This window comes from Leifsonia aquatica H1aii, assembly GCF_000633535.1.
Classification (GTDB): Bacteria; Actinomycetota; Actinomycetes; order Actinomycetales; family Microbacteriaceae; genus Leifsonia; species Leifsonia aquatica_A.
On record NZ_AYMR01000020.1, the window covers coordinates 24,795 to 48,717 of the forward strand.

Here is a 23,923-nt window from a genome sequence, read left to right on the forward strand (position 1 = left end):
CGGTGTTCACCTGCGCGTCACCGCTCGCTGGCCCACGCGTCTCCCGCGCTGCTTAGCGTGACCTTCGGACCGGGCGCCGCCCGGTCGAACCCGTGCACTGGAGGATATTCCGTGATCAACAAGCGCGCACGTGTCGCCGGCCTCGCGGCCGCGGCCACCGTGGTCGCCCTTTCGCTCGCCGCCTGCTCCGGCGGAGCGGACGCGAGCAGCACCGCCGGCAGCAACTCGGCGGCCACCGCAACCGACGTCGCCTCCGCGGGCGGCATGGACGCTCTCGTCGCCGCCGCGAAGAAAGAGGGAAGCCTCAACATCATCGCGACGCCGGGCGACTGGGCCAACTACCAGGAGATCTTCGACGGCTTCACCAAGAAGTACGGCATCACGATCAACCCGAGCCAGGACAGCGCCTCCAGCCAGGAGGAGATCGACGCCGCCAAGAAGCTCAAGGGTCAGGACACCGCCCCCGACACCTTCGACATCGGCTCGTCCGTCGCCCTCGCCAACACCGAGTACTTCGCGCCGTACAAGCCGACCGGCTGGGACGACATCCCCGCCGACCAGAAGGAGAAGGACGGCCTCTGGAAGGTCGGCTACTACGGTGTGATGGCGGTCGGCTACGACGCCAACAAGATCAAGACCCCGCCGAAGAGCTTCGACGACCTGCTGAAGCCGGAGTTCAAGGGCGCGGTCGCGCTCAACGGCAACCCGACCCAGGCGGCGGCCGCGGCCGGCGCCGTGGCGTGGGCGACGCTCCAGGCCGGCGGCAGCCTCGACGACCTGAAGACCGGCGTCGACTGGTTCTCGAAGCTGAAGGCCGCGGGCAACTGGAACGCCGCCGACGGCAAGCCGAACACCATCGCCTCGGGTGAGACCCCGGTGCTGCTCGACTGGTCGTTCAACCAGAAGGGCTACACCACCTCCGACACGATCAAGTCGGGCGGCATCGACTGGAAGTACGTCGTCCTCCCGGGCAAGGCGTACGTCGGCTACTACAACCAGGCCATCAACAAGGACGCCCCGCACCCCGCGGCCGCGCGCCTCTGGGAGGAGTACCTCTACAGCGACGCCGCTCAGAACGCATGGCTGAAGGGCGGCGCCTACCCGGCGCGCGTCGACGCCATGGAGAAGGCGAAGACCCTGGACACCAAGGAGTTCCCGGGCAAGCTGGACGAGGTCGCCGTCATGACCGAGAAGCAGGCCACGGACGCCGGCACGCTCCTCAACTCGACCTGGGCCAACGCGGTCGGCTGATGACCCGCACCCTCGCTGACGCTCCGGCGTCGGCGGTCGACAGCGCTGCCGCCGGGGCGACCCGGCGGCAGTCGCCGTCCGGCCCCCGGCTCGCGCGTCCCCGCCGCCGGCCGCGCGGACTCGTCGCCGCGCTCGGGCTGACCCCGTTCGCCTTCTACGTCGTGATCTTCCTGGCCGTACCGACTCTCGTCGCGGTCGGCAGCGGTTTCGTCGACGGCGAGGGCCGCTTCACCTGGAGCAATCTCTCCGGCCTCGCCGAGCCGGCCATCGCCGGCTCCTTCTTCGGCGCCTTCTGGCTCTCGGCCGTCACCGCCGTCGTCGGAGCGATCGCCGGCGCCGCCCTCTGCTTCGCCCTGCTCGGCTCGCGCCCGGGAGGCTTCGGGCGTTCGCTCGTCGACTCCGCCAGCAGCGTGCTCGCCCAGTTCGGCGGCGTGATGCTCGCTTTCGCATTCATCGCGACCATCGGAGCGCAGGGCCTCGTGACGGTGCTGCTGCGCAACCAGTTCCACATCAACATCTACGAGAACGGCGTGTGGCTCTACACGGTGCCCGGGCTGATCCTCCCGTACCTCTACTTCCAGATCCCGCTCATGGTCATCACCTTCCTGCCGGCCCTGGAGGGCCTGCGCCCGCAGTGGCTGGAGGCGACCGCGACGCTCGGCGGCAGCCGCTGGACCTACTGGCGCCGCGTCGGCGGCCCCATCTTGCTCCCGTCGTTCCTGGGCAGCCTGCTGCTGCTCTTCGCCAACGCGTTCTCCTCGTACGCGACCGCCGCGGCGCTCGTCGGGCAGGCCAACAACATCGTGTCGCTGCAGATCCGCCAGGCGCTCATCAGCGAGACGGTGCTCGGCCGATCCAACCTGGCCGGGGCGATGGCGCTCGGGATGCTCGTCGTGATGGTCGTCGTGATGCTCGCCTACTCGGCGCTCGTGCGCCGCACCGCCCGGTGGCAGCGATGAGCCGCCGGGTCGCGCCGCTGCGCCTCGGGCCCGGCGTGGTCGCCCGGACGATCATCTGGACCCTGCTCGGGCTGTTCTTCCTCATCCCGCTGCTGTCGATGCTGGAGTTCACGCTCCGCACCGCCAAGCCCGGCGTCTACAGCTTCGATCGCTGGGAGGCGGTCTTCAGCGGGGAGACCACGCGGTACGACCGCGTCTATCAGGGTCTCGGCAACTCGCTCGTGCTCGCCGTGGTCACGGTGGCGATCGTGCTCCTGGTGCTGCTGCCGACGATGGTGCTGGTGGAGCTGCGGTTCGCCCGTCTCCGCCGGTTGCTGGAGGCGGTGTGCCTGCTGCCGATCATGATCCCAGCGATCGTGATGGTCGTCGGCCTCGCACCCACCTACGCGGTGGTCACGCAGATCTTCGGCTCGGGTTCGTGGACGCTGGCCTTCGCGTACGGCATCACGGTGCTGCCGTACGCCTACCGGGCGATCCAGAGCAACGTCGCCGCCGTCGACCTGATCACGCTGAGCGAGGCCGCGCGGTCCCTCGGCGCCGGCTGGGGCACCGTGTTCTGGCGGGCGATCGTGCCGAACCTGCGGCGCGGCATCCTCGCCGCCTCCGCGCTCTCCGTCGCGGTCGTGCTGGGCGAGTTCACGATCGCCTCGCTGCTCAGCCGGGTGAACCTGCAGACCTCGTTGCTCTTGGTCTCGCAGTCCGACCCGTTCGTCGCGGTCATCTTCGCGCTGCTGGCGCTGGTGTTCGCGTTCGTCCTCCTCGTCGTCGTCGACCGCCTCGTGGCGAGTCGCCGGCGCATCGCGAAAGGCTAGGAATGTCCGTCCTCCCGTCTCCCGTCGACTCGCCCGCGTCCGTCGGTGCGGCCGGCGCCGTCGCCCCCACGCTCGCCGCGCCCGGCCTGGGCGGCACCGTCGAGCTGCGCGGGCTGGTCCGCGACTTCGGCGGCGGTGTCGGCCTCAACGGTCTCGACCTCGCGGCCGAACCGGGTGAGCTGATCGCCCTTCTCGGCCCCAGCGGCTGCGGCAAGACCACCGCCCTGCGCGCCCTGGCCGGCCTCGAACGCGTCGACGCGGGCAGCATCCTCGTCGACGGCCGCGACGTCACCGACGAGCCGGCCAACCGCCGCGACCTGGGGATGGTGTTCCAGTCCTACTCCCTGTTCCCGCACCTGACCTCGGGTCAGAACGTGGAGTTCGGTCTGCGGATGCGCAAGGTCCCGGCGGCCGAGCGGCGGCGGCGCGCCGCCGAGGCCCTGGAGCTCGTCGGGCTCGGGCAGCACGCCGGCCGGTACGCGCATCAGCTGTCCGGCGGCCAGCAGCAGCGCGTGGCGCTGGCGCGCGCCCTGGTCACCCGGCCCCGGGTGCTCCTGCTCGACGAGCCGCTCTCGGCCCTCGACGCCAAGGTGCGCGTGCAGTTGCGGGAGGAGATCCGCCGCATCCAGACCGAGCTCGGCATCACCACGTTCTTCGTGACGCACGACCAGGAGGAGGCCCTCGCGGTCGCCGACCGCGTCGCCGTCATGCGCGCGGGGGTGATCGAGCAGATCGGTCGTCCGGAGGAGCTCTACCGCCGCCCGGTCTCGGCCTTCGTCGCCGAGTTCGTGGGACTGACCAACCGTCTCCCCGCCACCGTCTCCGGCGGCCGCCTCACCGTGCTCGGTCAGGAGGTCCCGCTCGCGACGCCGTCGCCGGACGGCCCGGTGACCGCCTACATCCGTCCCGAGGACGTCCTGCTCGGCGCTTCGGGGCTGCCGGGAGAGGTGCTCACGTCGAGCTTCCTCGGAGCCCTGCGGCGCACCGGGGTGCGCCTGGCGGACGGCACCGAGCTGTCCGTCCAGCACGCCGCGGGCGACGTGCTGTCCGCAGGCGACCGCGTGAACATCGCGCTCAGCGGCGCGCCGGCCACCGTCTCCCCGGCCGCCTGAGCGACGGGGGCACGTCGCCGCCGGGGCGGGCGGCCGCGACGTGCTCCCCGTCCAGCAGCGGGCGGGGCGGGCGCCGGGTGTACGACAGCACGACGCCCATCGCCACCAGCGACGCGATCAACGCCGTGCCGCCGGCCGAGATGAACGGCAGGGGCACGCCGAGGGTGGGGATCAGCCCGAGCACCACCCCGATGTTGACGAAGGCCTGGAACAGCAGCCACACCAGCACGGTCCCGGTGGTCACCCGCACCACCGGGTCCGGGGTGGAGCGCACCAGCCGCACCAGGAGTACGGCGAGCAGGGCGAACAGCAGCAGCACGACGCACGCCCCGATCAGGCCGAGTTCCTCGCCGATGACCGCGAAGATGAAGTCCGTGTCGGCCGACGGCAGCCACGACCACTTGGCGTGGGAGTTGCCCAGCCCGACGCCCCAGAGCCCGCCCGACGCGAGGGCGTAGTGGGCGTTGTCCAGCTGCCAGTTCACGTCCGGGTTCACCGCGCTCGTACCGCCGAAGAACGCCGAGATGCGCCCGCGCCGGGTGGCGCTCGACAGGGCGATGAGGATGGCGGCGAAGGCCCCTGCCCCGAGCACGACACCGAGATGCTTGAGGCGTGCGCCGGCGAAGTACAGCGCGCCGAGCGTGAACGCGGCCATGACGACCGTCGTGCCGAGATCGCCGCCGAGGACCACCAGCAGGAGGGACGGCCCGGCGACGGGGAGCACACGGCGTGCGAGCGCGCGCCAGTCCTGCAGTTCGTCCGGGCGGCGGCCGAGTGCCATCCCGAGCCAGATCACCAGCCCGAGCTTGATGCCTTCGGACGGTTGGCCCGCAAGCGGTCCGAGCCGGATCCAGTTGGTGTTGTCGCCGATCTTGACGCCCAGCGGGGTCGCCAGGGCGAGGATCTGCAGCACACAGGAGACGACGAGCACGACCACGGCGACCCGCTGCACCGTCCGCCGCGGCAGACGCGCCACGATCAGCATCAGCACGACGCCGAGCACCGCGTATCCGCCCTGCGACTCGAAGCGTCCGAAGAAGCCGTTCCCGTCGGTGAAGGACTCGACGGAGGAGGCCGAGAGCACCATCACCAGGCCGAAGACGACGAGGAAGAGCACGACGGCGGCGAGCAGTGTGCCGAAGGCGGTGGGAAGCTCGACTCCCCGTCGCAGGTGGACGAGGATGCGGCGCGGCCCGGTGCCGTTCGGAGCCGGAGGCGCGGAGGGGGGAGGTGCGGTCATGCGATGCTGCTCGGTGTCTCGGCGGGCGGAGAGGAGCCCGGAGGGCGGTTGCTGTGTTCTCGACGGTAGGGCCGCGGCGCCGCCGGGCGGCCCGACCCTCCGCGCATCCAGCCATCTCACGGGATGCGCGGCCCGCGACGGTGCCGCCGGCGAGCCTCCCCTGGAGACCTCCTGTGACTTCGGCGAGGTCTCCTGAGAAGCCGCTGAGGGAACGTGATGCGCCCGCCTAGACTGGCGGGCATGGCCGACAGCGAGACCCCCGTCCCCCCTCCCGCCGGTGAGAACCGCGCACCGGCACGGTCCTGGTTCCTGCGCCGCAGGCAGCTGCCGGGGGAGTCGCTCGACCTCGAGCCGGTGGACGCCTCGCTGCCGCGCGGCGTGCGGCTCGCCGGGGCCTGGTCGTGGCGCCTGCTGGTGATCGGCGCGGTCATCGCCGTGGTCGTCTTCCTCATCGTGCAGCTGCGCCTGATCGTCATCCCGGTGCTGATCGCCGTGCTGCTGGCAGCGCTGCTCGTGCCGTTCAAAGACGTCCTGCACCGGCACGGCTGGCCGCGCTGGCTGGCCATCGTGGCCGCCCTGGTCGCCCTGGTCGTCGTCGTGGGCGGACTGCTGTACCTGGCGATCTGGCAGGTGAGCCGCGAGAGCCACGAGCTGCAGACCCAGTCGATCGCCGCCTACGACCAGTTCCGGTCCTGGCTGACCACCGGCCCGCTGGGACTCAGCGAGGATCAGATCAACGGGACCTTCCAGGCCATCTGGACCTCGATCCAGGAGGACAGCCAGGTGTTCATCTCCGGCGCGCTGTCGCTGGGATCGACCGTGGGCCACGTGCTCGCCGGGGCCCTGCTGACGATCTTCAGCGTGCTGTTCATCCTGATCGACGGCAAGAGCATCTGGGGCTGGATCGTGCGGATCTTCCCGCGCAACGCCCGCGCCGCCCTCGACGGGGCCGGACAGGCCGGATGGCTCACCCTCCGCAACTTCGCCAAGGTCCAGATCCTCGTCGCCTCGATCGACGCGCTCGGGATCGGGCTCGGGGCGTTCTTCCTCGGACTGCCGCTGGTGATCCCGATCGGTGTGCTGGTCTTCCTCGGCTCCTTCATCCCCATCGTTGGCGCGGTGGTCACGGGGGCGCTGGCCGTCTTCATCGCTCTCGTCTTCAAGGGGTGGGTGTTCGCGCTCATCATGCTCGGCGTCGTGCTGCTCGTGCAGCAGGTCGAGGGCCACGTGCTGCAGCCGCTGATCATGGGAACCGCGGTCAAGGTGCATCCGCTGGCCGTGGTGCTCGCGGTCGCGGGAGGGTCACTGCTCGCCGGCATCCCGGGCGCGCTCTTCGCCGTGCCATTCGTCGCCGTGCTGAACGTGATGGTGCACTACATCTCGAGCGGAGCGTGGCGCGGCCGAGCGCAGGAGGCGTTCAGTCCGCCGGCGGGTGCGATCTGGGAGACCGTGCCCCGCGCTGTGCGCCGCCCGCGGGCCTGAACCGGGCTCCGCCCGCATGAACGGTGCGGAATATGGCGGCGAGTAGGCTGTGCGAGTGGCTACCGTGACCGACTCCACGCGCACTCCCTTCGCCGGCCCCGGCCTGGACGAGATCGAGGCTGCGCGGTCCATCGTGTCCCGGGTGGCGCAGCCGACGCCGATGGAGAGCTCGCGCTTCCTCGCCGATGTGCTGGGCGTGCCGGTGCTGCTCAAGTGCGAGAACCTCCAGCGGACCGGGTCGTACAAGATCCGCGGCGCCTACAACCGCCTCTCCAAGCTCTCCGCCGAGGAGCGGGCCCGCGGGGTCGTGGCCGCCTCGGCCGGCAACCACGCGCAGGGCGTCGCCTTCGCCGCCCGTGAGCTCGGCATCCACGCGACCATCTTCATGCCGGTCGGCGTCGCCATTCCCAAGTTCCAGGCCACGCGCGCCTATGGCGCCGATGTGGTGCTGAGCGGCAGCATCGTCGACGAGACGCTCCGCGCCGCCGCCGACTTCGCCGCCGAGACCGGCGCCGTGCTCATCCCGCCGTTCGACCACCCCGACGTGGTCGCCGGGCAGGGGACTCTCGGGCTCGAGATCCTCGACGAGGTACCGGACGTGACGACGATCGTCGTCCCCATCGGTGGCGGCGGTCTCATCTCCGGCGTCGCCAGTGCCGTCAAGCAGCGCGCCCGGCTCGAGGGGCGCGCGGTGCGCGTGATCGGCGTGCAGGCCGCCAACGCCGCGGCCTACCCGGTGTCGCTCGCGGCCGGAAAGGTCACCGAGATCTCGCTCGTGCCCACGATCGCCGACGGCATCGCGGTCAGCAAGCCCGGCCTCCTCAACTTCGAGATCATCAGGGACGCGGTGGACGAGGTCGTCACCGTGACCGAGGACGACATCGCCCGCGCGATGCTGGTGCTGCTGGAGCGCGCCAAGCTGGTGGTGGAGCCGGCCGGAGCGGCCGCCGTCGCGGCCATCCTGGCCGACAAGTTCACCGCCGACGGCACGACCGTCGCGATCCTCTCCGGCGGAAACATCGACCCGCTGCTCATGCAGCGCGTCATCGGCCACGGCCTGGCGGCGTCCGACCGCTACCTCAAGCTCTCGATCATGATGCCGGACCGCCCCGGCCAGCTCGCGCGGATCGCCGAGATCCTCGCCGGGGTCAACGCCAACGTGGTCGAGGTGCTGCACACCCGGCACGGCCGCGGCCTGCAGATCAGCCAGGTCGAGCTCGACGTGAGCGTCGAGACCCGCGGAACCGAGCACCGTCAGCAGGTCATCGAGGCGCTGCGGACGGCCGGCTACGACGCCGTCGTCGACTACGAGTAGCCACGCCGAAACGGCCGATCCTCGACCGCTTCGGCATTTCGGGCCCGACGTTCGGCCGTCTGGCGCAGGCTACTGGCCGGCGTAGGTCTCGACCTTGGTGATCTCCACCGAGATCTGACGGCCGTTGGGGGCTGTGTACTCCGTCGAGTCGCCGATCTTCAGTCCGAGGATGGCCGCGCCGAGCGGGCTCTGCTCGCTGTAGACGGGGAGCTCGCTGCCGGCTGCGATCTCGCGGTTGCCGATGAGGAAGACGCTCTCGTCACCCGCGATCGTCGCGGTGATGACGGTGCCCGGCTCCACGACGCCGTGGCTCACGGGCGCGTCGCCGACGGTGGCGTTGCGCAGCAGCAGTGTCAGCTGCACGATGCGGGACTCGATCTTGCCCTGCTCGTCCTTGGCGGCGTGGTAGCCGCCGTTCTCCTTGAGGTCGCCCTCCTCGCGGGCCGCCTCGATACGCTTGGCGATCTCGTTGCGGCCGTTGATGCTGAGCTCCTCGAGTTCCGCCGCGAGACGGTCGTACGCGTCCTGGGTCAGAAAGGTGACCGGTGTCTCCTGGGACATGGTGAGCTCCTTTGCGCCCGCGGCTGGTGCCGCGTCAGCAGATAGACCGGCCGGGGCCGGTGGGTAAAGTAGACGCCCCGACCTCGGTCGGGGCGTATCCACAGAATGCTAGGTCAGCCAGCAGGTGTTAATCAAACCTGTGTTGCTCTGCGAGATGGTGCGGATGGTCTCGGTGTGCTGGGTCACCCGGGCATCCGTGCCGGGGAAGCTGACGATGCGCCAGCCGACGATCGCGAAGTCCTCGTTGAGTGCCTGGATGGCGCACGTCACCGGCGTGTTCTTCGGTGCGTTGATCGTGAAGCTGATGTCGACGTGGTGCGCGTCGGTGATCGTGTAGGCCGTGTCCGTCGCCTCCAGGTCGGCCTGGTTGTTGTCCCAGCCCGCCCAGAATACCCACGCGACGACGACCGCGAGCACGGCGACCCCGCCGCCGATGAGGAACCATCGGTCCCGGCGCTTGCGCTGGGGCGTCCGCCCGTAGCGGCGATCGATGGTCTGCGTCACGGCCATGCTCGCCGGTTCCGCCTCTCGGTCCACGTTCAGGCCCACCGTCGGGGCGGCGGTAGGCTGAGTCAAGACTAGGAGATGAAGCTGAGAATCGCGGCTTCCTCCCGAGTGAGAGAAGAGACTCCCGAACGATGATCGCCGACGCCTTCCTGCGCGCTTCCGTCTGGCTGGCCGTGACGCCGACTCCGACCCCGTCCGGCGGTCCGGACGCGGATCAGGTCACTCCCGGCGTCGTCGGGTTCGTGGTCACGTTCCTGGTCGCTGTGGCGGCCGTGCTGCTGGTTCTCGACATGGTCCGCCGGATCCGCCGGGTGCGCTATCGCGCCGAGATCGCGGCCAAGCTCGATGCAGAGCAGGCCGCCGACGGCTCGGTCCCCTCGGACGACACGACCTCCACCGACGGTCGCTGAACCGCTCGTACCCACGACGCACGCATTCGTGCCGAATGCGGTCTTCGACGCTCGGTATCACCGCATTCGGCACGAATGCGCGGCGGCTCAGCCTGCGTTGTAGGCGGGGTGCAGTGCGATGATCAGCGTCGCCGTCCAGTGGCAGAGGAACGCCAGCACGGTCAGCGTGTGGAAGATCTCGTGGAAGCCGAACCGGCCCGGGAACGGGTTCGGCCGCTTCACGCCGTAGATCACGGCGCCGATCGTGTAGAACACGCCGCCGATGAGGACCAGCACCATCATCGCGACGTTGGCGTTCACCAGGTCGACGATGTACATCATCGCCGCCCAGCCCAGCAGCAGGTAGATCGGCACGTACAGCCACCGCGGCGCATTGATCCAGAACACCCGGAAGCCGATCCCGAGCAGCGCGCCGCCCCACACGAAGCTGAGCAGCAGGATGCCCTTCGACGGGGGGAGGGCGAGCACCGCGAGCGGCGTGTAGGTGCCGGCGATCAGCAGGAAGATGTTCGCGTGGTCGATGCGTTTCAGGACGACCTTGGTGCGCGGCTTCCAATTGAAGCGGTGGTACAGCGCCGAGTTGCCGAAGAGCAGCATCGACGTGAGCACGAAGACGGCCGACGCCCACTTGGCCGGCGCGCCCTGCGCGAGGCAGATGAGCACGATGCCCGCGGCGATGGTGAAGGGGAACGTGCCCGCGTGGATCCAGCCGCGCCAGGTCGGCTTGATCTCGGCGATGTTCGCGGGGGAGGCGTCGAGCAGCGGGATGTTCGGCAGGTCGCGTCCCCGCTCGCGGGCGGTCGCGTCGTCGGCTTGGACGGCCGCATCCGACGGCTCGAGCGACGAAGCGGGCTCGCGCAGGAGCTCCGAGACGTCCTCGGGCTCATGACGGTTGCGGGGCGACATGGCCCAAGCGTAGGGGAAGCGGGTGGCGGGATGCTGAGAGCCGGACACGGAACGGAGCGCTAACGTATCCCCGTGAGCAAACGCAGCAGCGCCCCGGGGGCCGGGCTGCTCTACGGGCTCTACCAGAAGCGGCTGCGCCGCGAGCTGGCGGGACTGGGTGAGCAGGCCCTGCCGAAGCACGTCGCGATGATCATCGACGGCAACCGGCGGTGGGCGCGTCTGGCCGGTCTGACCACGGTGGCCCACGGGCATCGGGCGGGCGCGGCGAAGATGCGCGAGTTCCTGGAGTGGTGCGACGACCTCGGCGTCTCGGTCGCCACCCTGTACCTGCTCTCCAGCGACAACCTCACCAACCGCGAGAGCACCGAGCTCTCCGACCTGATCGAGATCATCGCCGAGCTGGCGGACGACCTCTCCCGCTACCGCGATTGGCGCGTGCAGCACGTCGGGTCGACGTCCGGACTCCCGGAACCGCTGGTGGCGGCGCTGGCCGGCGCCGAGCAGCGCACCGCCGACCACGCCGGGATGCACATCAACCTCGCGGTCGGCTACGGCGGGCGCAAGGAGATCACGGACGCGATGCGCAGCATCGTCGCCGCCCACCACGCCGAGGGCGGCAGCCTCGAGACCCTCGCCGACCTCCTCACGCCCGACCTGATCGGCGAGCACCTCTACACCGGCGGCCAGCCGGATCCGGACCTCGTCATCCGCACCTCGGGGGAGCAGCGGCTGAGCGACTTCATGCTCTGGCAGAGCGCGCACTCGGAGTTCTACTTCGTGGAGGCGCTCGGGCCCGACCTGCGCGAGGTCGACTTCCTGCGCGCGGTGCGCGACTACTCCCGCCGCCAGCGGCGGTTCGGCGGCTGAGCCTCCGTCGCTAGCGGAGGAGGTCCGCGCCTCCGAGGCGAGGATCCCTTCCGTTCACCGCCGACACGCCGTGTGCGGCGGCAGAACTCCTCCGTTGCCGCCAGAATCGTACGGGAGGTTCGGATGACGTCAGTCGAAGAGTTCGCACGCGGGTTCGGCGAGGAGCCGGGATACCTGGACTACGGCCGGGTGGGACCGATCTCGGCCACGGTCCGCGCCGAGGCGACGGCCCAGTACGAGATCCTGGCGCGGGCGCGCTACGGGACCGTCGACCGGCTGCAGGGCGAGGACGCCCGGGTGCGCGCGGCCGTCTCCGCGCTCACCGGCTTCCCGGCCGACCAGGTCGCGTTCCAGCCCAACGCCTCCATCGGCCTCATGCACGCCGCCTTCGGCCTCACCGGCGGGGAGGTGCTGCTGTCGCGGGCCGAGTTCCCCTCGGTCACCTACGCCGCCGTCCGTGCTGCGCAGGCGATGCGCGTGATCACCCCGACCTGGCTGGAGACGGACCACGGGCGCGTGACGCCCGCGCAGATCCGCGACCAGATCACCCCGGCCACGGCGGCCGTGATGGTGAGCCTCGTCGACTCGCGCACCGGCTACCTCGCCGACATCGACGGCATCCGCCAGGTCATCGGCGATCGGTTGCTGATCGTCGACGCCATCCAGGGCTTCGGCGTGGTCGACGCGCCGTACGAGGTGGCCGACGTGGTGCTCGCCGGGGGTCAGAAGTGGGCGCGCGCGGGATGGGGGACCGGCTTCCTCGCGCTGAGCGACCGCGCGATCGACCACCTCACCCCGGTCTTCAGCGGCTGGACCGGCACCGGCGAGGGTCTCACCTGGGACGAGGTCGTCGAGCCCGCGCACGGCGCCCGCGCCTTCTCGATCTCCAATCCCGACTCCGTGGCGCAGGCGCGCTTCGCGGCCGCCCTCGAGGAGGTCGCGGCGACCGGCGTGGCCCAGGTGAACTCCGCCATGGCGGACGGTGTGGAGCGCGTGATCGACCTCGCCGACGAGTTCGCCCTGCCGGTGACCTCGCCGCGCAATCCGGCCGAGCGCGCCGGCATGGTCGTAGTGGAGCCGCCGGAGAACCTGACCGCGCTCAGCGCGTCCTTGTTCAACCACGGCGTGAGCGCGTCGGTGCGGCAGACGTCGGTGCGGTTCAGCGTCCACGCGGGGACCACGGAGGAGACGCTCGACATGCTGCGCGCGGCGTTCACCTCCTACGCGTCCGCGATCTGACGCCGGGCCCGCGTCGGCGCGCCCGCTCCGGGCCGGCGGCGCTGTCCAGCCTCCACAACTGGGGGCGATTGTTCACCTGATGGAAACGCGACACGCGGGTCCCGGGGGCGTCCGTGTCGGAGGTGCGGCGTAGTTTCGTGGCATCGGGCATGGCGCCCGGTCGAGACGGCCACATAAGTTCGTTTCGGAACCCAGCGGCCGACTCGCCAAGTTGATCCGCAGGTCCCCGCGGGGGCCGGCGGGGTGGGAGTGGTCGTGGCTGAATCAAAGACCCGGCAGTTCGAGGCGGCACCCGACGGAACGAAGCAGGCCGAGCGCACGTATGTGCTCGACACCTCCGTCCTCCTGTCGGATCCCCAAGCGATCCACCGGTTCGCGGAGCATTCCGTCGTCATCCCGGTGATCGTCGTCAGCGAACTGGAGGGCAAGCGGAACGACCCGGAGATCGGGTACTTCGCGAGGCAGGCGCTGCGCAACCTGGACGACCTTCGGGTCGAGCACGAGCGGCTCGACTTCCCGATCCCGATCGGGGACGGCGGGTCGCTGCGGGTGGAACTGAACCACTCCAACATGGGGGTGCTCCCGAGCGGACTGCAACTCGGCGACAACGACTCCCGCATCCTTGCGGTCGCACTCAACCTCGCCAACGACGGGCTCGACGTGACGGTCGTCTCCAAAGACCTCCCGCTGCGCGTGAAGGCCGCCTCGATCGGTCTGGCCGCCGAGGAGTACCGGCACGAGCAGGTGGTCGACTCCGGCTGGACGGGTCTGTCCGAGATCACCCTGGGCAGCGACCAGATGAGCGACCTGTACGAGAACGAGTGGATGACTACGCCGCTCGCCGACACCCTCCCCGTCAACACCGGGCTCGTCATCCACTCGGACCGCGGCTCGGCGCTCGGCCGGGTCGTCTCCCCGGGCGAGGTGAAGCTGGTCCGCGGCGATCGCGACGTCTTCGGCCTGCACGGGCGCTCGGCGGAGCAGCGCCTGGCCATCGATCTGCTGCTCGACCCCGAGGTCGGCATCCTGTCGCTCGGCGGTCGTGCCGGGACCGGCAAGTCCGCGCTCGCCCTGTGCGCGGGCCTCGAGGCGGTGCTCGAACGGCAGCAGCACAAGAAGATCATGGTGTTCCGGCCGCTCTACGCGGTGGGCGGGCAGGAGCTGGGCTACCTCCCGGGCGACCAGGGCGAGAAGATGAACCCGTGGGGCCAGGCGGTCTTCGACACGCTCGGCGCGCTGGTGTCGCAGAACGTCCTCGACGAGGTGCTCGACCGGGGCATCCTGGAGGTGCTGCCGCTCACGCACATCCGCGGCCGTTCCCTGCACGACGCCTTCGTGATCGTCGACGAGGCGCAGTCGCTGGAGCGCAACGTGCTGCTCACGGTGCTGAGCCGGGTCGGTCAGAACTCCCGAGTGGTCCTCACGCACGACGTCGCCCAGCGCGACAACCTGCGGGTCGGCCGGCACGACGGCGTCGCCTCCGTGATCGAGACGCTGAAGGGTCATCCGCTCTTCGCCCACGTCACCCTCACCCGCTCCGAGCGGTCGGCCATCGCGGCTCTCGTGACCGAGATGCTGGAGGCCAACGAGCTCGCCTGACCGGGCGTCGCACTCGGCGCAGCGCGAGGTGTGGACGGAGGGGCCAGTGCACCGGTTCCCGCCGCCCGCTCCTGTCGCCGCGCTCGCCTCCTAGCGTGGAGGCATGGGGGAGCACATCGGGATCCGGATCCTGATCGCGGTCGGGCTGGCCTCCGCGCTCGTTGCGGTGCGGGGCGCCGGCCCGGCCGTGCTCGCCGGCCTGTACGTCGCGGCGGTGACCGTGCCGCTCTCGGTCGCGGATGCCCGCACGCACCGGCTGCCGAACGCGCTCGTGCTGCCGGGATACCTGTTCGCGACGGTGGGACTCGCGTGGGAGGCGCTGGGCCGGGGGTCTCCGAGCTTGCTCGGGGGGCCGGCAGGAGCGCTCTCTGGGCCGTCGTCCTCCGGGCGGCCGTGGCCGGGCCCGGGGGACGTGGGGTGGAGCCCGGGGTGGCCGGCTGGGTGGGAGTCGATCGTCGTCCCCATCGGCGGGAGCGGGCTCGTGGTGGCTGGGCTCCTGCTGCTGTCCTGCTGCGGTGGTCTCGGAATGGGGGATGTGAAGCTCGGCGGCCTGCTCGCACTCGCCCTGGCCGGAGCGGCGAGCGGTCCGTCCGTGTGGACGCTGGTGTGGCTGGGGGCGGCATTCGGCGCCGTCGCGTTGCACGCGACGATCGAGGTGGCGACGACGCGCGCTGGAGGGGGCGGCGCGCGAGCCGTGCCGGGTGGACACCTGCGGCAGGTGGCGTTCGGACCGGCGCTGCTGGGGGCCTTCTGGGTGGTGGTGCTCGTGGCGTGAGAGCACCAGGAACACGCAACAGGGGTCGCAGATCGTCGTTATCGCTGTGGCGAAGCGACGATGTGCGACCCCTATGGCAGGAAGCAGGCGTGGAAGAGGCGGGTCAGCCCGGGTGGGTCATGCTCAGCACGTCGAGGGACGCGTCGAGCTGCTCCAGGGTGACCTCGCCGCGCTCGACGAAGCCGAGGTCGATGACGGCCTCGCGGACGGTCATGCCCTGTGCGACCGAGTGCTTGGCGACCTTGGCGGCGGCCTCGTAGCCGATCACACGGTTCAGCGGGGTCACGATCGACGGGCTGGACTCGGCGAAGGCGCGGGCGCGATCGAGGTTCGCCTCGAGGCCGGCGACGGTCTTGTCCGCGAGCACGCGGCTGGCCTGGGTGAGCAGGCGGATCGACTCCAGCAGCGCCGTGCCCATCACCGGGATGGCGACGTTGAGCTCGAACAGGCCCGAGGCGCCGCTCCACGCGATGGTGGCGTCGTTGCCGACGACCCGGCTGGCGACCATGAGCACGGCCTCCGGGATGACCGGGTTGACCTTGCCCGGCATGATCGACGATCCCGGCTGCAGGTCCGGGATGTGGAGCTCGCCGAGACCGGTGTTCGGGCCCGAGCCCATCCAGCGCAGGTCGTTGCAGATCTTCGTCAGGCTGACGGCGATGGTGCGCAGGGCGCCGGAGGCCTCCACCAGTGCGTCGCGGTTGGCCTGCGCCTCGAAGTGGTTGCGCGCCTCGGTGATCGGCAGCTCCGTCTCGGCGGTCAGCAGCTCGATGACCAGCTGCGGGAAGCCGAGCGGGGTGTTGATGCCGGTGCCGACGGCGGTGCCGCCGAGCGGGACCTCCGCGACGCGGGTCAGCGACGACTGGACGCGCTCGATGCCGTAGCGGACCTGTGCGGCGTAGCCGCCGAACTCCTGGCCCAGGGTCACCGGGGTGGCGTCCATGAGGTGCGTGCGGCCCGACTTCACGGCGGTGGCCCACAGCTCGGCCTTCTCCTCCAGGGCCACCGCGAGGTGGTCGAGGGCGGGGATGAGGTCGTCGATCAGCGCGCCGGTCACGGCGATGTGCACGGAGGTCGGGAAGACGTCGTTCGACGACTGCGACGCGTTCACGTGGTCGTTCGGGTGCACCGGCTTGCCGAGGCGGCGCGTCGCGAGCGTGGCGAGGACCTCGTTCATGTTCATGTTCGAGGACGTGCCGGATCCGGTCTGGTAGACGTCGATCGGGAACTCGCCGTCGTGCGCTCCGCTGACGACCTCGTCGGCGGAGGCGGCGATGGCGTCCGCGATGTCCTGATCCAGCACGCCGAGGCGGGCGTTGGCGAGCGCCGCCGACTTCTTGATGCGCGCCAGGGCGGCGATCTGGGTGGGCTCGAGCACGGAGCCCGAGATGGGGAAGTTCTCGACGGCCCTCTGCGTCTGAGCGCTGTAGAGCGCGGCCGCGGGAACGCGGACCTCGCCCATCGTGTCGTGCTCGATGCGGTACTCGGCGTCCGCCTGGGTGTCCACCACGGTGTGTTCTTCCTTTCTGATGCCGACGACGCTGCGGTCAGCGCTCGGGCTGGTGTTCGGCGACCGGATCGGTCATGCCGACGACGACGTCGGGAACGACCCGACCTTGCTCAAGACGATAGTTGGCGCCGACGATGGCGAGCGTGTTCGCGGCCACGGCGGAGCTGATGATCTCCGAGCGGGCGAGCAGCTCGGCGACCGTGTCGCGCAGGTGCTCGCGACCCACCTCGGAGGGGTCGACGGTGCCCGGATCGATGGCCTCGTCGGGAGCCGTGCGGGTGACCCGGTGCACGGCGGGGACGATCGGGGCGATCAGGTTGGCTATGTGCGGCGGCAGCGGCTCTGCGTCCGCGGCCTGGGAGGCGATGGCCGAAGCCACCGCGCCGCAGGAGTCGTGGCCGAGCACCAGGATGAGCGGCACCTGGAGCACGGCGACGGCGTACTCCAGCGAGCCGATGACCGACTCGGACGCCACCTGACCGGCATTGCGGACGACGAACGCGTCGCCCAGGCCCATGTCGAAGATGATCTCGGCGGCGAGACGCGAGTCGGCGCAGCCGAAGATCGCGGCGACCGGCGCCTGACCGTTCGCGACCGAGTGGCGGCGCTCGACGTCCTGACGCGGGTGCTGCGGCGAACCGGAGATGAAACGCTCATTGCCCGCGAGCATGGCGTTCCAGATGCGTCCTGGACGGGTCGTGGGCATTCATTCGCCTTTCAGTGCGGTGATCTGCGACGCCAGCGACGACGCGACCGTGCGGAACTCGGCGTCGTCGGCGGTGCCGACCACGACGATGGAACTGTGGCCCGCGTTCGTGGTGAGCGCGTACTCGACGTTGCCGGCATCCGCGGCCGCCTTGCGGTTGTCGTAGACGTCCCAGCGCACGCCGTCGATGTCGCGTGTTCCGCCGATGCGGGACTTGGAGACCTGGTCGGCGACCCAGCTGTCGTTCGCGTCGAAGCCCTGGGTGATGCCGATGTACTCGCCCTTCGGCGTGATCAGGCCGATGTACCAGGAGTCGACGCCGTCGGCCGTCTTCGTCCGCAGCTCAGCGCTGTTGGACTTCCAGCTCGACGGGAGTTTCGGCACCAGCAGCGGGTCGGCCTGACTGCCCTGCGCCTCCTGCGCCACCGACGCGTAGTCGACCGGGGGCTGGGTGGCCGTGGGGTTGCCGCGCGGAACGATCAGGACGATCACGATCACGAGCGCGACGGTCGCGATCAACGAGTAGACGAGGTTGTTGATCGTCTGCCGGTTGCGGTGGTTCGCCGAGTTCTGCGCCTTGCGCGCGGCGGTCTCCTCGGGCGTCTCGGGACGGCCGAGCTCGGCGACGACCGCCGGGGGCTTCTCGCGGGGGCTCATTCGCTGTCAGCGGCTCCTGAACCGGTGGCAGCGCCGGCGCGCGCCGCATCGAGGCGGGCCTTCGCGCCGATCAGCCATTCCTCGCAGTGCCGGGCCAGGGCCTCGCCGCGCTCCCAGAGCGCGATCGACTCCTCGAGGGTCGCCGATCCCTGCTCGAGCTCGGTCACGACGCGCACCAGCTCGTCGCGCGCCTCTTCGTAACCGAGGTCGCTGAGGGGGTCCGCGCCGGGGGTCGACCCCGCGGCCGGGGTCGTCTGGGAAGTCGGCATGGCACCCATTCTATTTGCCCGCCCGAGTGCCCGCTGAGTCCGTGCCGCCGTCGGTGGTGTCGGGCGCTTCGGGGTCGGTGCCGGGGCGGGCGGGGGAGGGGAGCTCCTCGCCCGCCGTCGCGGCGAAGGCTCCGCCCGAGACGGTGACCCGCAGAGCGCTGCCGGGTGCCGCCTCGGCCGGCGTCGAGACGACGTGGCCGACGTCGGTCTGCACGATCGCGTAGCCGCGGTCGAGCGTCGCCTGCGGCGAGAGCGCACGCAGGTGGCCGCGCAGCTCGGCGATGCGGCGCTGCTCGCGGTCGACGCCCCGCTCCACCAGCTCGACGCCGCGCGCGACGTAGCGGGTCAGCTCCTGGGCGCGGGAGTCCACGATCCAGGTGGAGGAGGCCAATACCGGGCGTGTGCGCAGGTGGCCGATCCGGTCGATCTCGTGGCCGATCATCTGGGTGAGACGGGCGCCGATCCGGGCACGGGCCTGATGCACCCGGGCGAGCTCCTCCGCGACGTCGGGCACGACGCGCTTGGCGGCGTCCGTCGGGGTGGAGGCGCGCAGGTCCGCGACTTCGTCGAGCAGAGGGCGGTCGGCCTCGTGACCGATCGCGCTGACGAGCGGGGTGGTCGCGGCCGCCGCCGCGCGCACCAGCGCCTCGTCGCTGAAGCCGAGCAGGTTCTGGAAGTCGCCGCCGCCGCGGGCGACGATGATGACCTCGACCTCCGGGTCGGCGTCGAGGGTGCGGATCGCCGCGACCACCTCGGGGACGGTCCGCTCGCCCTGCACCGCCGCGTACACGGTGCGGAAGCGCACCTGCGGCCAGCGCAGCTGGGCGTTGCGGAGCACATCCTTCTCGGCGTCCGAGTCCCGGCCCGTGATCAGGCCGATGGTGTGCGGGAGGAAGGGGAGGCGCTTCTTGCGCTCGGGCGCGAACAGCCCCTCCGCCGTCAGCTGCTGCCGCAGTCGCTCCAGCCGCTCCAGCAGGTCGCCGAGGCCGACGTGGCGCATGTCGGAGACCTGCATGGTCAGGGTGCCGCCCTTGACCCAGTAGTTCGGCTTCACCGCCGCGATCACCCGGTCGCCCTGCTTGAGATCGGCGGGGATGCGCGCCTTGACCGACGACCAGATCGTGAAGCTGATCGTGGCGTCGCCCTCGAGGTCCTTGAGCTTGCCGTAGACGTTGCCGCCGGAGACGCCCCACTGGGTGATCTCGCCTTCGACCCACGCGGTGCCCAGCCGGTCGATCCAGCCCTTGATCTTGCCCGCCAGCACCGAGACGGGCCACGGCTCGTCCCGTGTCGGCGGTCCCGGCGTGAATGCGGGCGCCCGTGTGGTCTCCGTCACCGCTTGTGCGGCCTCCCATCCGTTCCTCAGCGCTTCTCCCGTACGATCAAGGGGTGAGCGACGCGACTATCAGCCTGCCGATGCCCCGGATCCCGCGGACCCCCGGTGCGCGCGGCCGGCTTCAGGATATCCCGGTCGTCGGACACAAACGTGTGCTGCTGGCCGCCCCGCGCGGATACTGCGCGGGTGTCGACCGGGCGGTCGTCGCCGTCGAGAAGGCGATCGAGCACTACGGTTCGCCGGTCTATGTGCGCAAGCAGATCGTCCACAACGTGCACGTCGTCTCGGAGCTGGAGAAGCAGGGGGCGATCTTCGTCGACGAGGTCGACGAGGTCCCGACGGGTGCGCACGTGGTCTTCTCGGCCCACGGCGTCTCGCCGGCGGTCGTGAACGCCGCGTCCGATCGCGGGCTGCACGCGATCGACGCCACCTGCCCGCTGGTCACCAAGGTGCACCGCGAGGCCGTGCGTTTCGCGCGCGACGACTTCGAGATCCTGCTGATCGGCCACGAAGGCCACGAGGAGGTCGAGGGGACGGCGGGCGAGGCGCCCGATCACGTCACCCTCGTCAACGGGCCGGACGACGTCGACAGCATCGTCGTGAAGGACCCGGACAAGGTGGTCTGGCTCTCCCAGACGACCCTCTCGGTCGACGAGACGATGGAGACCGTGCGTCGCCTGCGGGAGCGCTTCCCGAACCTCCAGGATCCGCCGAGCGACGACATCTGCTACGCCACCCAGAACCGCCAGGTCGCGATCAAGAAGGTCGCCGAGCAGGCCGAGCTGGTCATCGTGGTCGGCTCCGCCAACTCCTCGAACTCCGTGCGGCTGGTGGAGGTCGCCCTCGAGTACGGCGCGAAGGCCGCCTACCGCGTCGACTACGCCACCGAGATCAAGCAGGAGTGGCTCGAGGGCGTCTCGAGCGTCGGCGTCACCAGCGGTGCTTCGGTGCCGGAGGTGCTGGTGCAGGAGGTCCTGGACGACCTCGCGGGTGCCGGCTACCGCGACGTCGAAGAGGTCAAGACGGCGGAGGAGGACCTGATGTTCTCGCTGCCGAAGGAGCTGCGCAAGGACATCACGGGCAAGCAGGACGCCCGCGCGATCGGCGGCCGCGGACGCTGAGGCGCCTCCGGCTCCGCCCCTCGTCCCGTCTACCAGCCCTTCCTCCGGTTTCTCCTGTCGACTGTGGATGAACCATCCTCATCGGTCGTGACACGCCCTTTCGAGGCACGATTCCGGTGCCAGAAGGGCGAGTCGTGACCTCTCGCCGGGGCTAGGCGAGGATGTCGTCGGCGTTGGCGGCAATCCAGGACATGAGCGGCAGGAGGTGCTCGGTCAGCTCGTGCCCGCGCGGGGTGAGGCTGTAGTCCACCCGAGGCGGGATCGTCGGCTGCGCGGTGCGGAGCACGAACCCGTCGGCCTCCAGGGTGCGCAGCGTCTGGGCGAGCATCTTCTCGCTGATGCCCTGCACGGTGCGCCGCAGCTCGCCCCAGCGCAGGTCGCTCTGCGAGAGGGCGACCAGCACGAGCACGCCCCAGGTGCTGGTGACGTGATTGAGCACGATCCGGGTCGGACAGGCCGAGGGGAGCACGCCGTCGGTGAAGCCGAAGCCGTTCAGCGTCTCAAAACTGGTGTCCACGTCAGTAACTTACCAAAAAGTGGGTACCTTCGATTGGGAAGTAATGGAGGATCCCGCCGGTTGGCCTGGGTGTCCGATCGAAAGGAACCTCCATGACCATCGTCGTCACCGGCGCCACCGGCCACCTCGGCCGACTCACCGTCGATTCCCTCCTCGCCCGCGGCGTCGCCGCCTCCGACATCCGCGCACTCGGTCGCTCCGCCGAACGGCTCGCGCCGCTCGCCGCGCAGGGCGTCGAGACCGCCGTCATCGACTTCGAGCAGCCCGAGACGCTCACCACCGCCTTCGCGGGCGCGGACGCCGTGCTTCTCGTCTCCGGATCGGAGGTCGGCAAGCGCGTCCCGCAGCACCGCAACGCCATCGAGGCGGCCGAGGCCGCAGGGGTGGGTCGCCTGGTCTACACCAGCGCGCCGCACGCGACCGACGGCGGCCTCGTGCTCGCGCCCGAGCACAAGGCGACCGAGGAGCTGCTGGCGGCCTCGTCGCTGCCGGTGACCATCCTGCGCAACAACTGGTACACCGAGAACTACACCGGCCTGATCGACCAGGCCGCCGCGACCGGCGAGATCGTCGGCAGCGCGGGAGACGGACGCGTGGCCAGCGCTTCGCGCAAGGACTACGCGGAGGCCGCGGCCGTCGTGCTCACGACCGACGGCCACGAGGGCGCGGTCTACGAGCTGAGCGGCGACGTCGCCTGGACCTTCGACGAGCTCGCCTCCGCCGTCGGCGCCCTGGCCGGCCGCGAGGTCGTCTACCGGTCGGTCACGCCCGAAGAGCACACGGGCATCCTCACCGGCGCCGGCCTCGACGAGGGCACGGCCGGGTTCGTCGTGGCGCTCGACGGCAACATCCGCGACGGCGAGCTCGCCGACGCGACGAGCACGCTCTCCGAGCTCATCGGCCGGCCGACGACGCCGCTGGCGCAGGGCCTCGCCGAGTCGCGGGAGGGGGCGGCGGCCTGACGGTCGCCCCTCAGGCTCAGGGTGTCGCCGGTGCCGTCGGTACCGGCGACACCGTGCTGAGCCCGCTGTAGAAGTCGATCAGCGCCGGGTCCGTCGACAGGGCGACGGCGACGAAGACGATCAGCACCACGAACGCGACCACTCCGGCGGTCAGCGGGATCCAGAACGACATCCTCCGCCGCAGCAGCCGCCAGACGGCGAGCCCGGTCGAGATCGCCCAGATCCCCGTCATCGTCACCGTGCCCGCGGTGATGATGGTCTGGATGGCCGGCGCCGGTGTGTAGTCGCCGAGCCCCTGGGTCGTGTGCAGCAGCTGCATATAGGTCGGGAGGGCCTGGAGGGTCCCCACCGAGTACGACACCCCGAACAGGCCGAAGGCGACCAGCAGGATCGTGAGGGTCGTGTTCCATCGCGGCGCCGGGCCGCGGTCGGCCGCGGCACCGGCGGGCGGGTGCGCCGCGGGAGGCGGCACCGGCCGATACGATCCGGGCGCGGCGTCCGGGGCCGGCGCCGTCTCGTCGTCGACGGGGTTCGGGCGCGCGGTGTCGAGCCGGTCGACGTCGGCCGGAGGCTTCCACTCCCACCCGGGCGGGGCCAGTTCGCCGTACTTCGGCCGCGGCCGTTCGTCCGGCTGCGGATGTTCGTCGGCCATGCCGGCCGCCTCCTCGGGATATGCGAAGCGGCGGCCGGCCGGAGCCGACCGCCGCCGCGACGGATTACTTGCCGGAGTGTCCGGCGGAGCCCAGCTGCTGCGTGGCCTCGACCACACGAGCGGCCATCGCGGACTCGGCGACCTTGCCCCACGCGCGCGGGTCGTACAGCTTCTTGTTGCCGACCTCGCCGTCGATCTTCAGCACGCCGTCGTAGTTCGACAGCATGTAGCCGGCGATCGAGCGGGTGAACGCGTACTGGGTGTCGGTGTCGATGTTCATCTTGATGACACCGTTGCGGACCGCCTCGGCGATCTCCTCGTCGGTCGAGCCCGAGCCGCCGTGGAAGACGAGGTCGAGCGGCTTCGGGCCGTGGCCGTACTTGGCGGCGAGGCCGTCCTGGATCTCCTTGAGCAGCTCCGGGCGCAGCTTCACGTTGCCCGGCTTGTACACGCCGTGCACGTTGCCGAAGGTGAGGGCCGCCATGTAGCGGCCGTTCTCGCCGAGGCCGAGCGCCTCAACCGTCTGGATCGCGTCGTCGAGCGTGGTGTAGAGGTGCTCGTTGATCTCGTGGCTGACGCCGTCCTCCTCGCCGCCGACGACGCCGATCTCGACCTCGAGGATGGCGTTGATCGCCTTGGTGCGCTTGATCATGTCCTGCGCGATCTCGAGGTTCTCGGACAGCGGCACCGCCGAGCCGTCCCACATGTGGGACTGGAAGATCGGGTTGCGGCCCGCGCGGACCTCCTCCTCGGAGGCGGCGATCAGCGGGAGCACGAAGTCGTCGAGCGCGTTCTTCGGGCAGTGGTCCGTGTGGAGCGCGACGGTGACGGGGTAGTTCTTGGCGACCTCGGTGGCGAACTTCGCGAAGGCGATCGCGCCGGCGGCACGGTTCTTCACGGTCTGGCCGGCGAAGTAGTCGGCACCGCCCGTGGTGACCTGGATGATGCCGTCGCTGCCGGCCTCGGTGAGGCCCTGCAGCACCGCGTTGATCGTCTGCGACGACGACACGTTGAACGCGGGATAGGCGAAGCCGCCGGCCTTCGCTTTGTCGAGCATCTCTGCGTACTGGTCCGGCGTGGCGATGGGCATTGCAGCTCCTTGGGAATGAGGGTGTCGAACGCTCCTCATCATACCGACGCGGCTGTGCGACGCCCGGG

25 protein-coding genes are annotated in these 23,923 nt (G+C 70.6%); 13 read left to right on the forward strand and 12 right to left on the reverse strand.

The genetic code is table 11. The features are described from left to right. Positions 1–111: 111 nt before the first annotated feature. The 4 genes from U870_RS0117545 to U870_RS0117560 are packed head-to-tail and all read left to right on the forward strand — an operon-like array spanning position 112 to position 4,134. A complete protein-coding gene (locus U870_RS0117545; RefSeq protein WP_025158678.1) occupies positions 112–1,251 on the forward strand; it encodes an ABC transporter substrate-binding protein in 1,140 nt (379 codons plus the stop codon). Continuing rightward, complete coding sequence (locus tag U870_RS0117550) at positions 1,230–2,210, forward strand: ABC transporter permease (protein WP_025158780.1); 981 nt, start codon at positions 1,230–1,232, stop codon at positions 2,208–2,210. The genes U870_RS0117545 and U870_RS0117550 overlap by 22 nt, the downstream gene beginning before the upstream one ends. Next, positions 2,207–3,022, forward strand: coding sequence for an ABC transporter permease subunit (locus tag U870_RS0117555; RefSeq protein ID WP_052357805.1), 816 nt, complete (start codon positions 2,207–2,209; stop codon positions 3,020–3,022). The genes U870_RS0117550 and U870_RS0117555 overlap by 4 nt, the downstream gene beginning before the upstream one ends. Positions 3,023–3,024: 2 nt before the next feature. Then, positions 3,025–4,134 (forward strand): ABC transporter ATP-binding protein, encoded by a 1,110-nt coding sequence (locus U870_RS0117560; RefSeq protein ID WP_025158680.1) that lies wholly within the window; start codon positions 3,025–3,027, stop codon positions 4,132–4,134. On the opposite strand, the gene U870_RS0117565 is transcribed toward U870_RS0117560, so the two are convergent. Further along, on the reverse strand, positions 4,097–5,374 hold the full coding sequence (locus U870_RS0117565; RefSeq protein WP_025158681.1) for an FtsW/RodA/SpoVE family cell cycle protein: 1,278 nt from the start codon (positions 5,372–5,374) through the stop codon (positions 4,097–4,099). The two genes, U870_RS0117560 and U870_RS0117565, sit on opposite strands and share 38 nt — an antisense overlap. Positions 5,375–5,614: 240 nt before the next feature. Between U870_RS0117565 and U870_RS0117570 the strand changes: the two genes are divergently transcribed. Beyond that, positions 5,615–6,856 (forward strand): AI-2E family transporter, encoded by a 1,242-nt coding sequence (locus tag U870_RS0117570; protein ID WP_025158682.1) that lies wholly within the window; start codon positions 5,615–5,617, stop codon positions 6,854–6,856. A gap of 55 nt (positions 6,857–6,911) precedes the next feature. Then, complete coding sequence (gene ilvA / locus U870_RS0117575; protein ID WP_029947792.1) at positions 6,912–8,171, forward strand: threonine ammonia-lyase; 1,260 nt, start codon at positions 6,912–6,914, stop codon at positions 8,169–8,171. Positions 8,172–8,240: 69 nt separating this feature from the next. On the opposite strand, the gene greA is transcribed toward ilvA, so the two are convergent. Together greA and U870_RS0117585 are read right to left on the reverse strand one after the other, a co-directional pair. Further along, positions 8,241–8,732 (reverse strand): transcription elongation factor GreA, encoded by a 492-nt coding sequence (gene greA, locus U870_RS0117580; RefSeq protein WP_025158684.1) that lies wholly within the window; start codon positions 8,730–8,732, stop codon positions 8,241–8,243. Between the two features lie 108 nt (positions 8,733–8,840). Continuing rightward, positions 8,841–9,236, reverse strand: coding sequence for a DUF4307 domain-containing protein (locus U870_RS0117585; protein WP_240183747.1), 396 nt, complete (start codon positions 9,234–9,236; stop codon positions 8,841–8,843). A 134-nt stretch (positions 9,237–9,370) separates the two neighbouring features. On the opposite strand from U870_RS0117585, the gene U870_RS0117590 reads away from it, so the two are divergent. After that, entirely contained in the window at positions 9,371–9,649 is a 279-nt protein-coding gene (locus U870_RS0117590; RefSeq protein WP_025158686.1) for a hypothetical protein, read from the forward strand. 87 nt (positions 9,650–9,736) lie between these two features. On the opposite strand, the gene trhA is transcribed toward U870_RS0117590, so the two are convergent. After that, a complete protein-coding gene (gene trhA / locus U870_RS0117595; protein WP_081815335.1) occupies positions 9,737–10,555 on the reverse strand; it encodes a PAQR family membrane homeostasis protein TrhA in 819 nt (272 codons plus the stop codon). Positions 10,556–10,627: 72 nt separating this feature from the next. Here trhA and U870_RS0117600 point away from each other — a divergent pair, with 72 nt between their 5' ends. The 4 genes from U870_RS0117600 (at position 10,628) to U870_RS0117615 (ending at position 15,035) form a co-directional block, all read left to right on the forward strand. Next, on the forward strand, positions 10,628–11,422 hold the full coding sequence (locus U870_RS0117600) for an isoprenyl transferase (RefSeq protein ID WP_025158688.1): 795 nt from the start codon (positions 10,628–10,630) through the stop codon (positions 11,420–11,422). Positions 11,423–11,545: 123 nt separating this feature from the next. After that, positions 11,546–12,661, forward strand: a complete 1,116-nt coding sequence (locus U870_RS0117605) for an aminotransferase class V-fold PLP-dependent enzyme (protein ID WP_025158689.1) — start codon at positions 11,546–11,548, stop codon at positions 12,659–12,661. 255 nt (positions 12,662–12,916) lie between these two features. Next, complete coding sequence (locus U870_RS0117610; RefSeq protein ID WP_240183748.1) at positions 12,917–14,260, forward strand: PhoH family protein; 1,344 nt, start codon at positions 12,917–12,919, stop codon at positions 14,258–14,260. 103 nt (positions 14,261–14,363) lie between these two features. Further along, a complete protein-coding gene (locus U870_RS0117615) occupies positions 14,364–15,035 on the forward strand; it encodes a hypothetical protein (RefSeq protein WP_025158691.1) in 672 nt (223 codons plus the stop codon). Positions 15,036–15,138: 103 nt separating this feature from the next. Here the strand turns inward: U870_RS0117615 and U870_RS0117620 are convergent, their stop codons facing one another. Genes U870_RS0117620 through xseA form a run of 5 tightly spaced genes read right to left on the reverse strand, consistent with a single transcriptional unit; the run spans position 15,139 to position 19,513 of the window. Beyond that, positions 15,139–16,545, reverse strand: coding sequence for a class II fumarate hydratase (locus tag U870_RS0117620; protein ID WP_025158692.1), 1,407 nt, complete (start codon positions 16,543–16,545; stop codon positions 15,139–15,141). 37 nt (positions 16,546–16,582) lie between these two features. Continuing rightward, the gene (locus tag U870_RS0117625) at positions 16,583–17,251 is read right to left on the reverse strand and encodes a carbonic anhydrase (RefSeq protein WP_025158693.1); all 669 of its coding nucleotides are present in this window, start codon (positions 17,249–17,251) and stop codon (positions 16,583–16,585) included. Next, complete coding sequence (locus U870_RS0117630) at positions 17,252–17,908, reverse strand: DUF4245 domain-containing protein (protein WP_025158694.1); 657 nt, start codon at positions 17,906–17,908, stop codon at positions 17,252–17,254. It abuts the gene before it with no gap. Continuing rightward, entirely contained in the window at positions 17,905–18,177 is a 273-nt protein-coding gene (locus tag U870_RS0117635; RefSeq protein WP_025158695.1) for an exodeoxyribonuclease VII small subunit, read from the reverse strand. The genes U870_RS0117630 and U870_RS0117635 overlap by 4 nt, the downstream gene beginning before the upstream one ends. Positions 18,178–18,187: 10 nt before the next feature. Further along, on the reverse strand, positions 18,188–19,513 hold the full coding sequence (gene xseA / locus U870_RS0117640) for an exodeoxyribonuclease VII large subunit (protein WP_025158696.1): 1,326 nt from the start codon (positions 19,511–19,513) through the stop codon (positions 18,188–18,190). 80 nt (positions 19,514–19,593) lie between these two features. On the opposite strand from xseA, the gene U870_RS0117645 reads away from it, so the two are divergent. Further along, positions 19,594–20,634, forward strand: a complete 1,041-nt coding sequence (locus U870_RS0117645) for a 4-hydroxy-3-methylbut-2-enyl diphosphate reductase (protein WP_029947796.1) — start codon at positions 19,594–19,596, stop codon at positions 20,632–20,634. Positions 20,635–20,785: 151 nt separating this feature from the next. Here U870_RS0117645 and U870_RS0117650 read toward each other — a convergent pair whose 3' ends face one another. Beyond that, entirely contained in the window at positions 20,786–21,151 is a 366-nt protein-coding gene (locus U870_RS0117650; protein ID WP_025158698.1) for a winged helix-turn-helix transcriptional regulator, read from the reverse strand. 92 nt (positions 21,152–21,243) lie between these two features. Here U870_RS0117650 and U870_RS0117655 point away from each other — a divergent pair, with 92 nt between their 5' ends. Beyond that, a complete protein-coding gene (locus U870_RS0117655; protein WP_025158699.1) occupies positions 21,244–22,113 on the forward strand; it encodes an SDR family oxidoreductase in 870 nt (289 codons plus the stop codon). A 16-nt stretch (positions 22,114–22,129) separates the two neighbouring features. Here the strand turns inward: U870_RS0117655 and U870_RS0117660 are convergent, their stop codons facing one another. Next, the gene (locus U870_RS0117660) at positions 22,130–22,765 is read right to left on the reverse strand and encodes a DUF6264 family protein (protein WP_025158700.1); all 636 of its coding nucleotides are present in this window, start codon (positions 22,763–22,765) and stop codon (positions 22,130–22,132) included. A gap of 64 nt (positions 22,766–22,829) precedes the next feature. Then, complete coding sequence (fbaA, locus tag U870_RS0117665; protein ID WP_025158701.1) at positions 22,830–23,855, reverse strand: class II fructose-bisphosphate aldolase; 1,026 nt, start codon at positions 23,853–23,855, stop codon at positions 22,830–22,832. Positions 23,856–23,923: the final 68 nt, after the last annotated feature.

Coding starts and splice junctions, on each gene's coding strand:
- U870_RS0117555 (WP_052357805.1), top strand. CDS start 2,207: ATGAGCCGCCGGGTCGCGCCGCTGCGCCTCGGGCCCGGCGTGGTCGCC.
- U870_RS0117560 (WP_025158680.1), top strand. CDS start 3,025: ATGTCCGTCCTCCCGTCTCCCGTCGACTCGCCCGCGTCCGTCGGTGCG.
- U870_RS0117565 (WP_025158681.1), bottom strand. CDS start 5,374: ATGACCGCACCTCCCCCCTCCGCGCCTCCGGCTCCGAACGGCACCGGG.
- U870_RS0117570 (WP_025158682.1), top strand. CDS start 5,615: ATGGCCGACAGCGAGACCCCCGTCCCCCCTCCCGCCGGTGAGAACCGC.
- greA (WP_025158684.1), bottom strand. CDS start 8,732: ATGTCCCAGGAGACACCGGTCACCTTTCTGACCCAGGACGCGTACGAC.
- U870_RS0117590 (WP_025158686.1), top strand. CDS start 9,371: ATGATCGCCGACGCCTTCCTGCGCGCTTCCGTCTGGCTGGCCGTGACG.
- trhA (WP_081815335.1), bottom strand. CDS start 10,555: ATGTCGCCCCGCAACCGTCATGAGCCCGAGGACGTCTCGGAGCTCCTG.
- U870_RS0117605 (WP_025158689.1), top strand. CDS start 11,546: ATGACGTCAGTCGAAGAGTTCGCACGCGGGTTCGGCGAGGAGCCGGGA.
- U870_RS0117615 (WP_025158691.1), top strand. CDS start 14,364: ATGGGGGAGCACATCGGGATCCGGATCCTGATCGCGGTCGGGCTGGCC.
- U870_RS0117625 (WP_025158693.1), bottom strand. CDS start 17,251: ATGCCCACGACCCGTCCAGGACGCATCTGGAACGCCATGCTCGCGGGC.
- U870_RS0117630 (WP_025158694.1), bottom strand. CDS start 17,908: ATGAGCCCCCGCGAGAAGCCCCCGGCGGTCGTCGCCGAGCTCGGCCGT.
- U870_RS0117635 (WP_025158695.1), bottom strand. CDS start 18,177: ATGCCGACTTCCCAGACGACCCCGGCCGCGGGGTCGACCCCCGGCGCG.
- U870_RS0117645 (WP_029947796.1), top strand. CDS start 19,594: ATGCCCCGGATCCCGCGGACCCCCGGTGCGCGCGGCCGGCTTCAGGAT.
- U870_RS0117655 (WP_025158699.1), top strand. CDS start 21,244: ATGACCATCGTCGTCACCGGCGCCACCGGCCACCTCGGCCGACTCACC.
- U870_RS0117660 (WP_025158700.1), bottom strand. CDS start 22,765: ATGGCCGACGAACATCCGCAGCCGGACGAACGGCCGCGGCCGAAGTAC.
- fbaA (WP_025158701.1), bottom strand. CDS start 23,855: ATGCCCATCGCCACGCCGGACCAGTACGCAGAGATGCTCGACAAAGCG.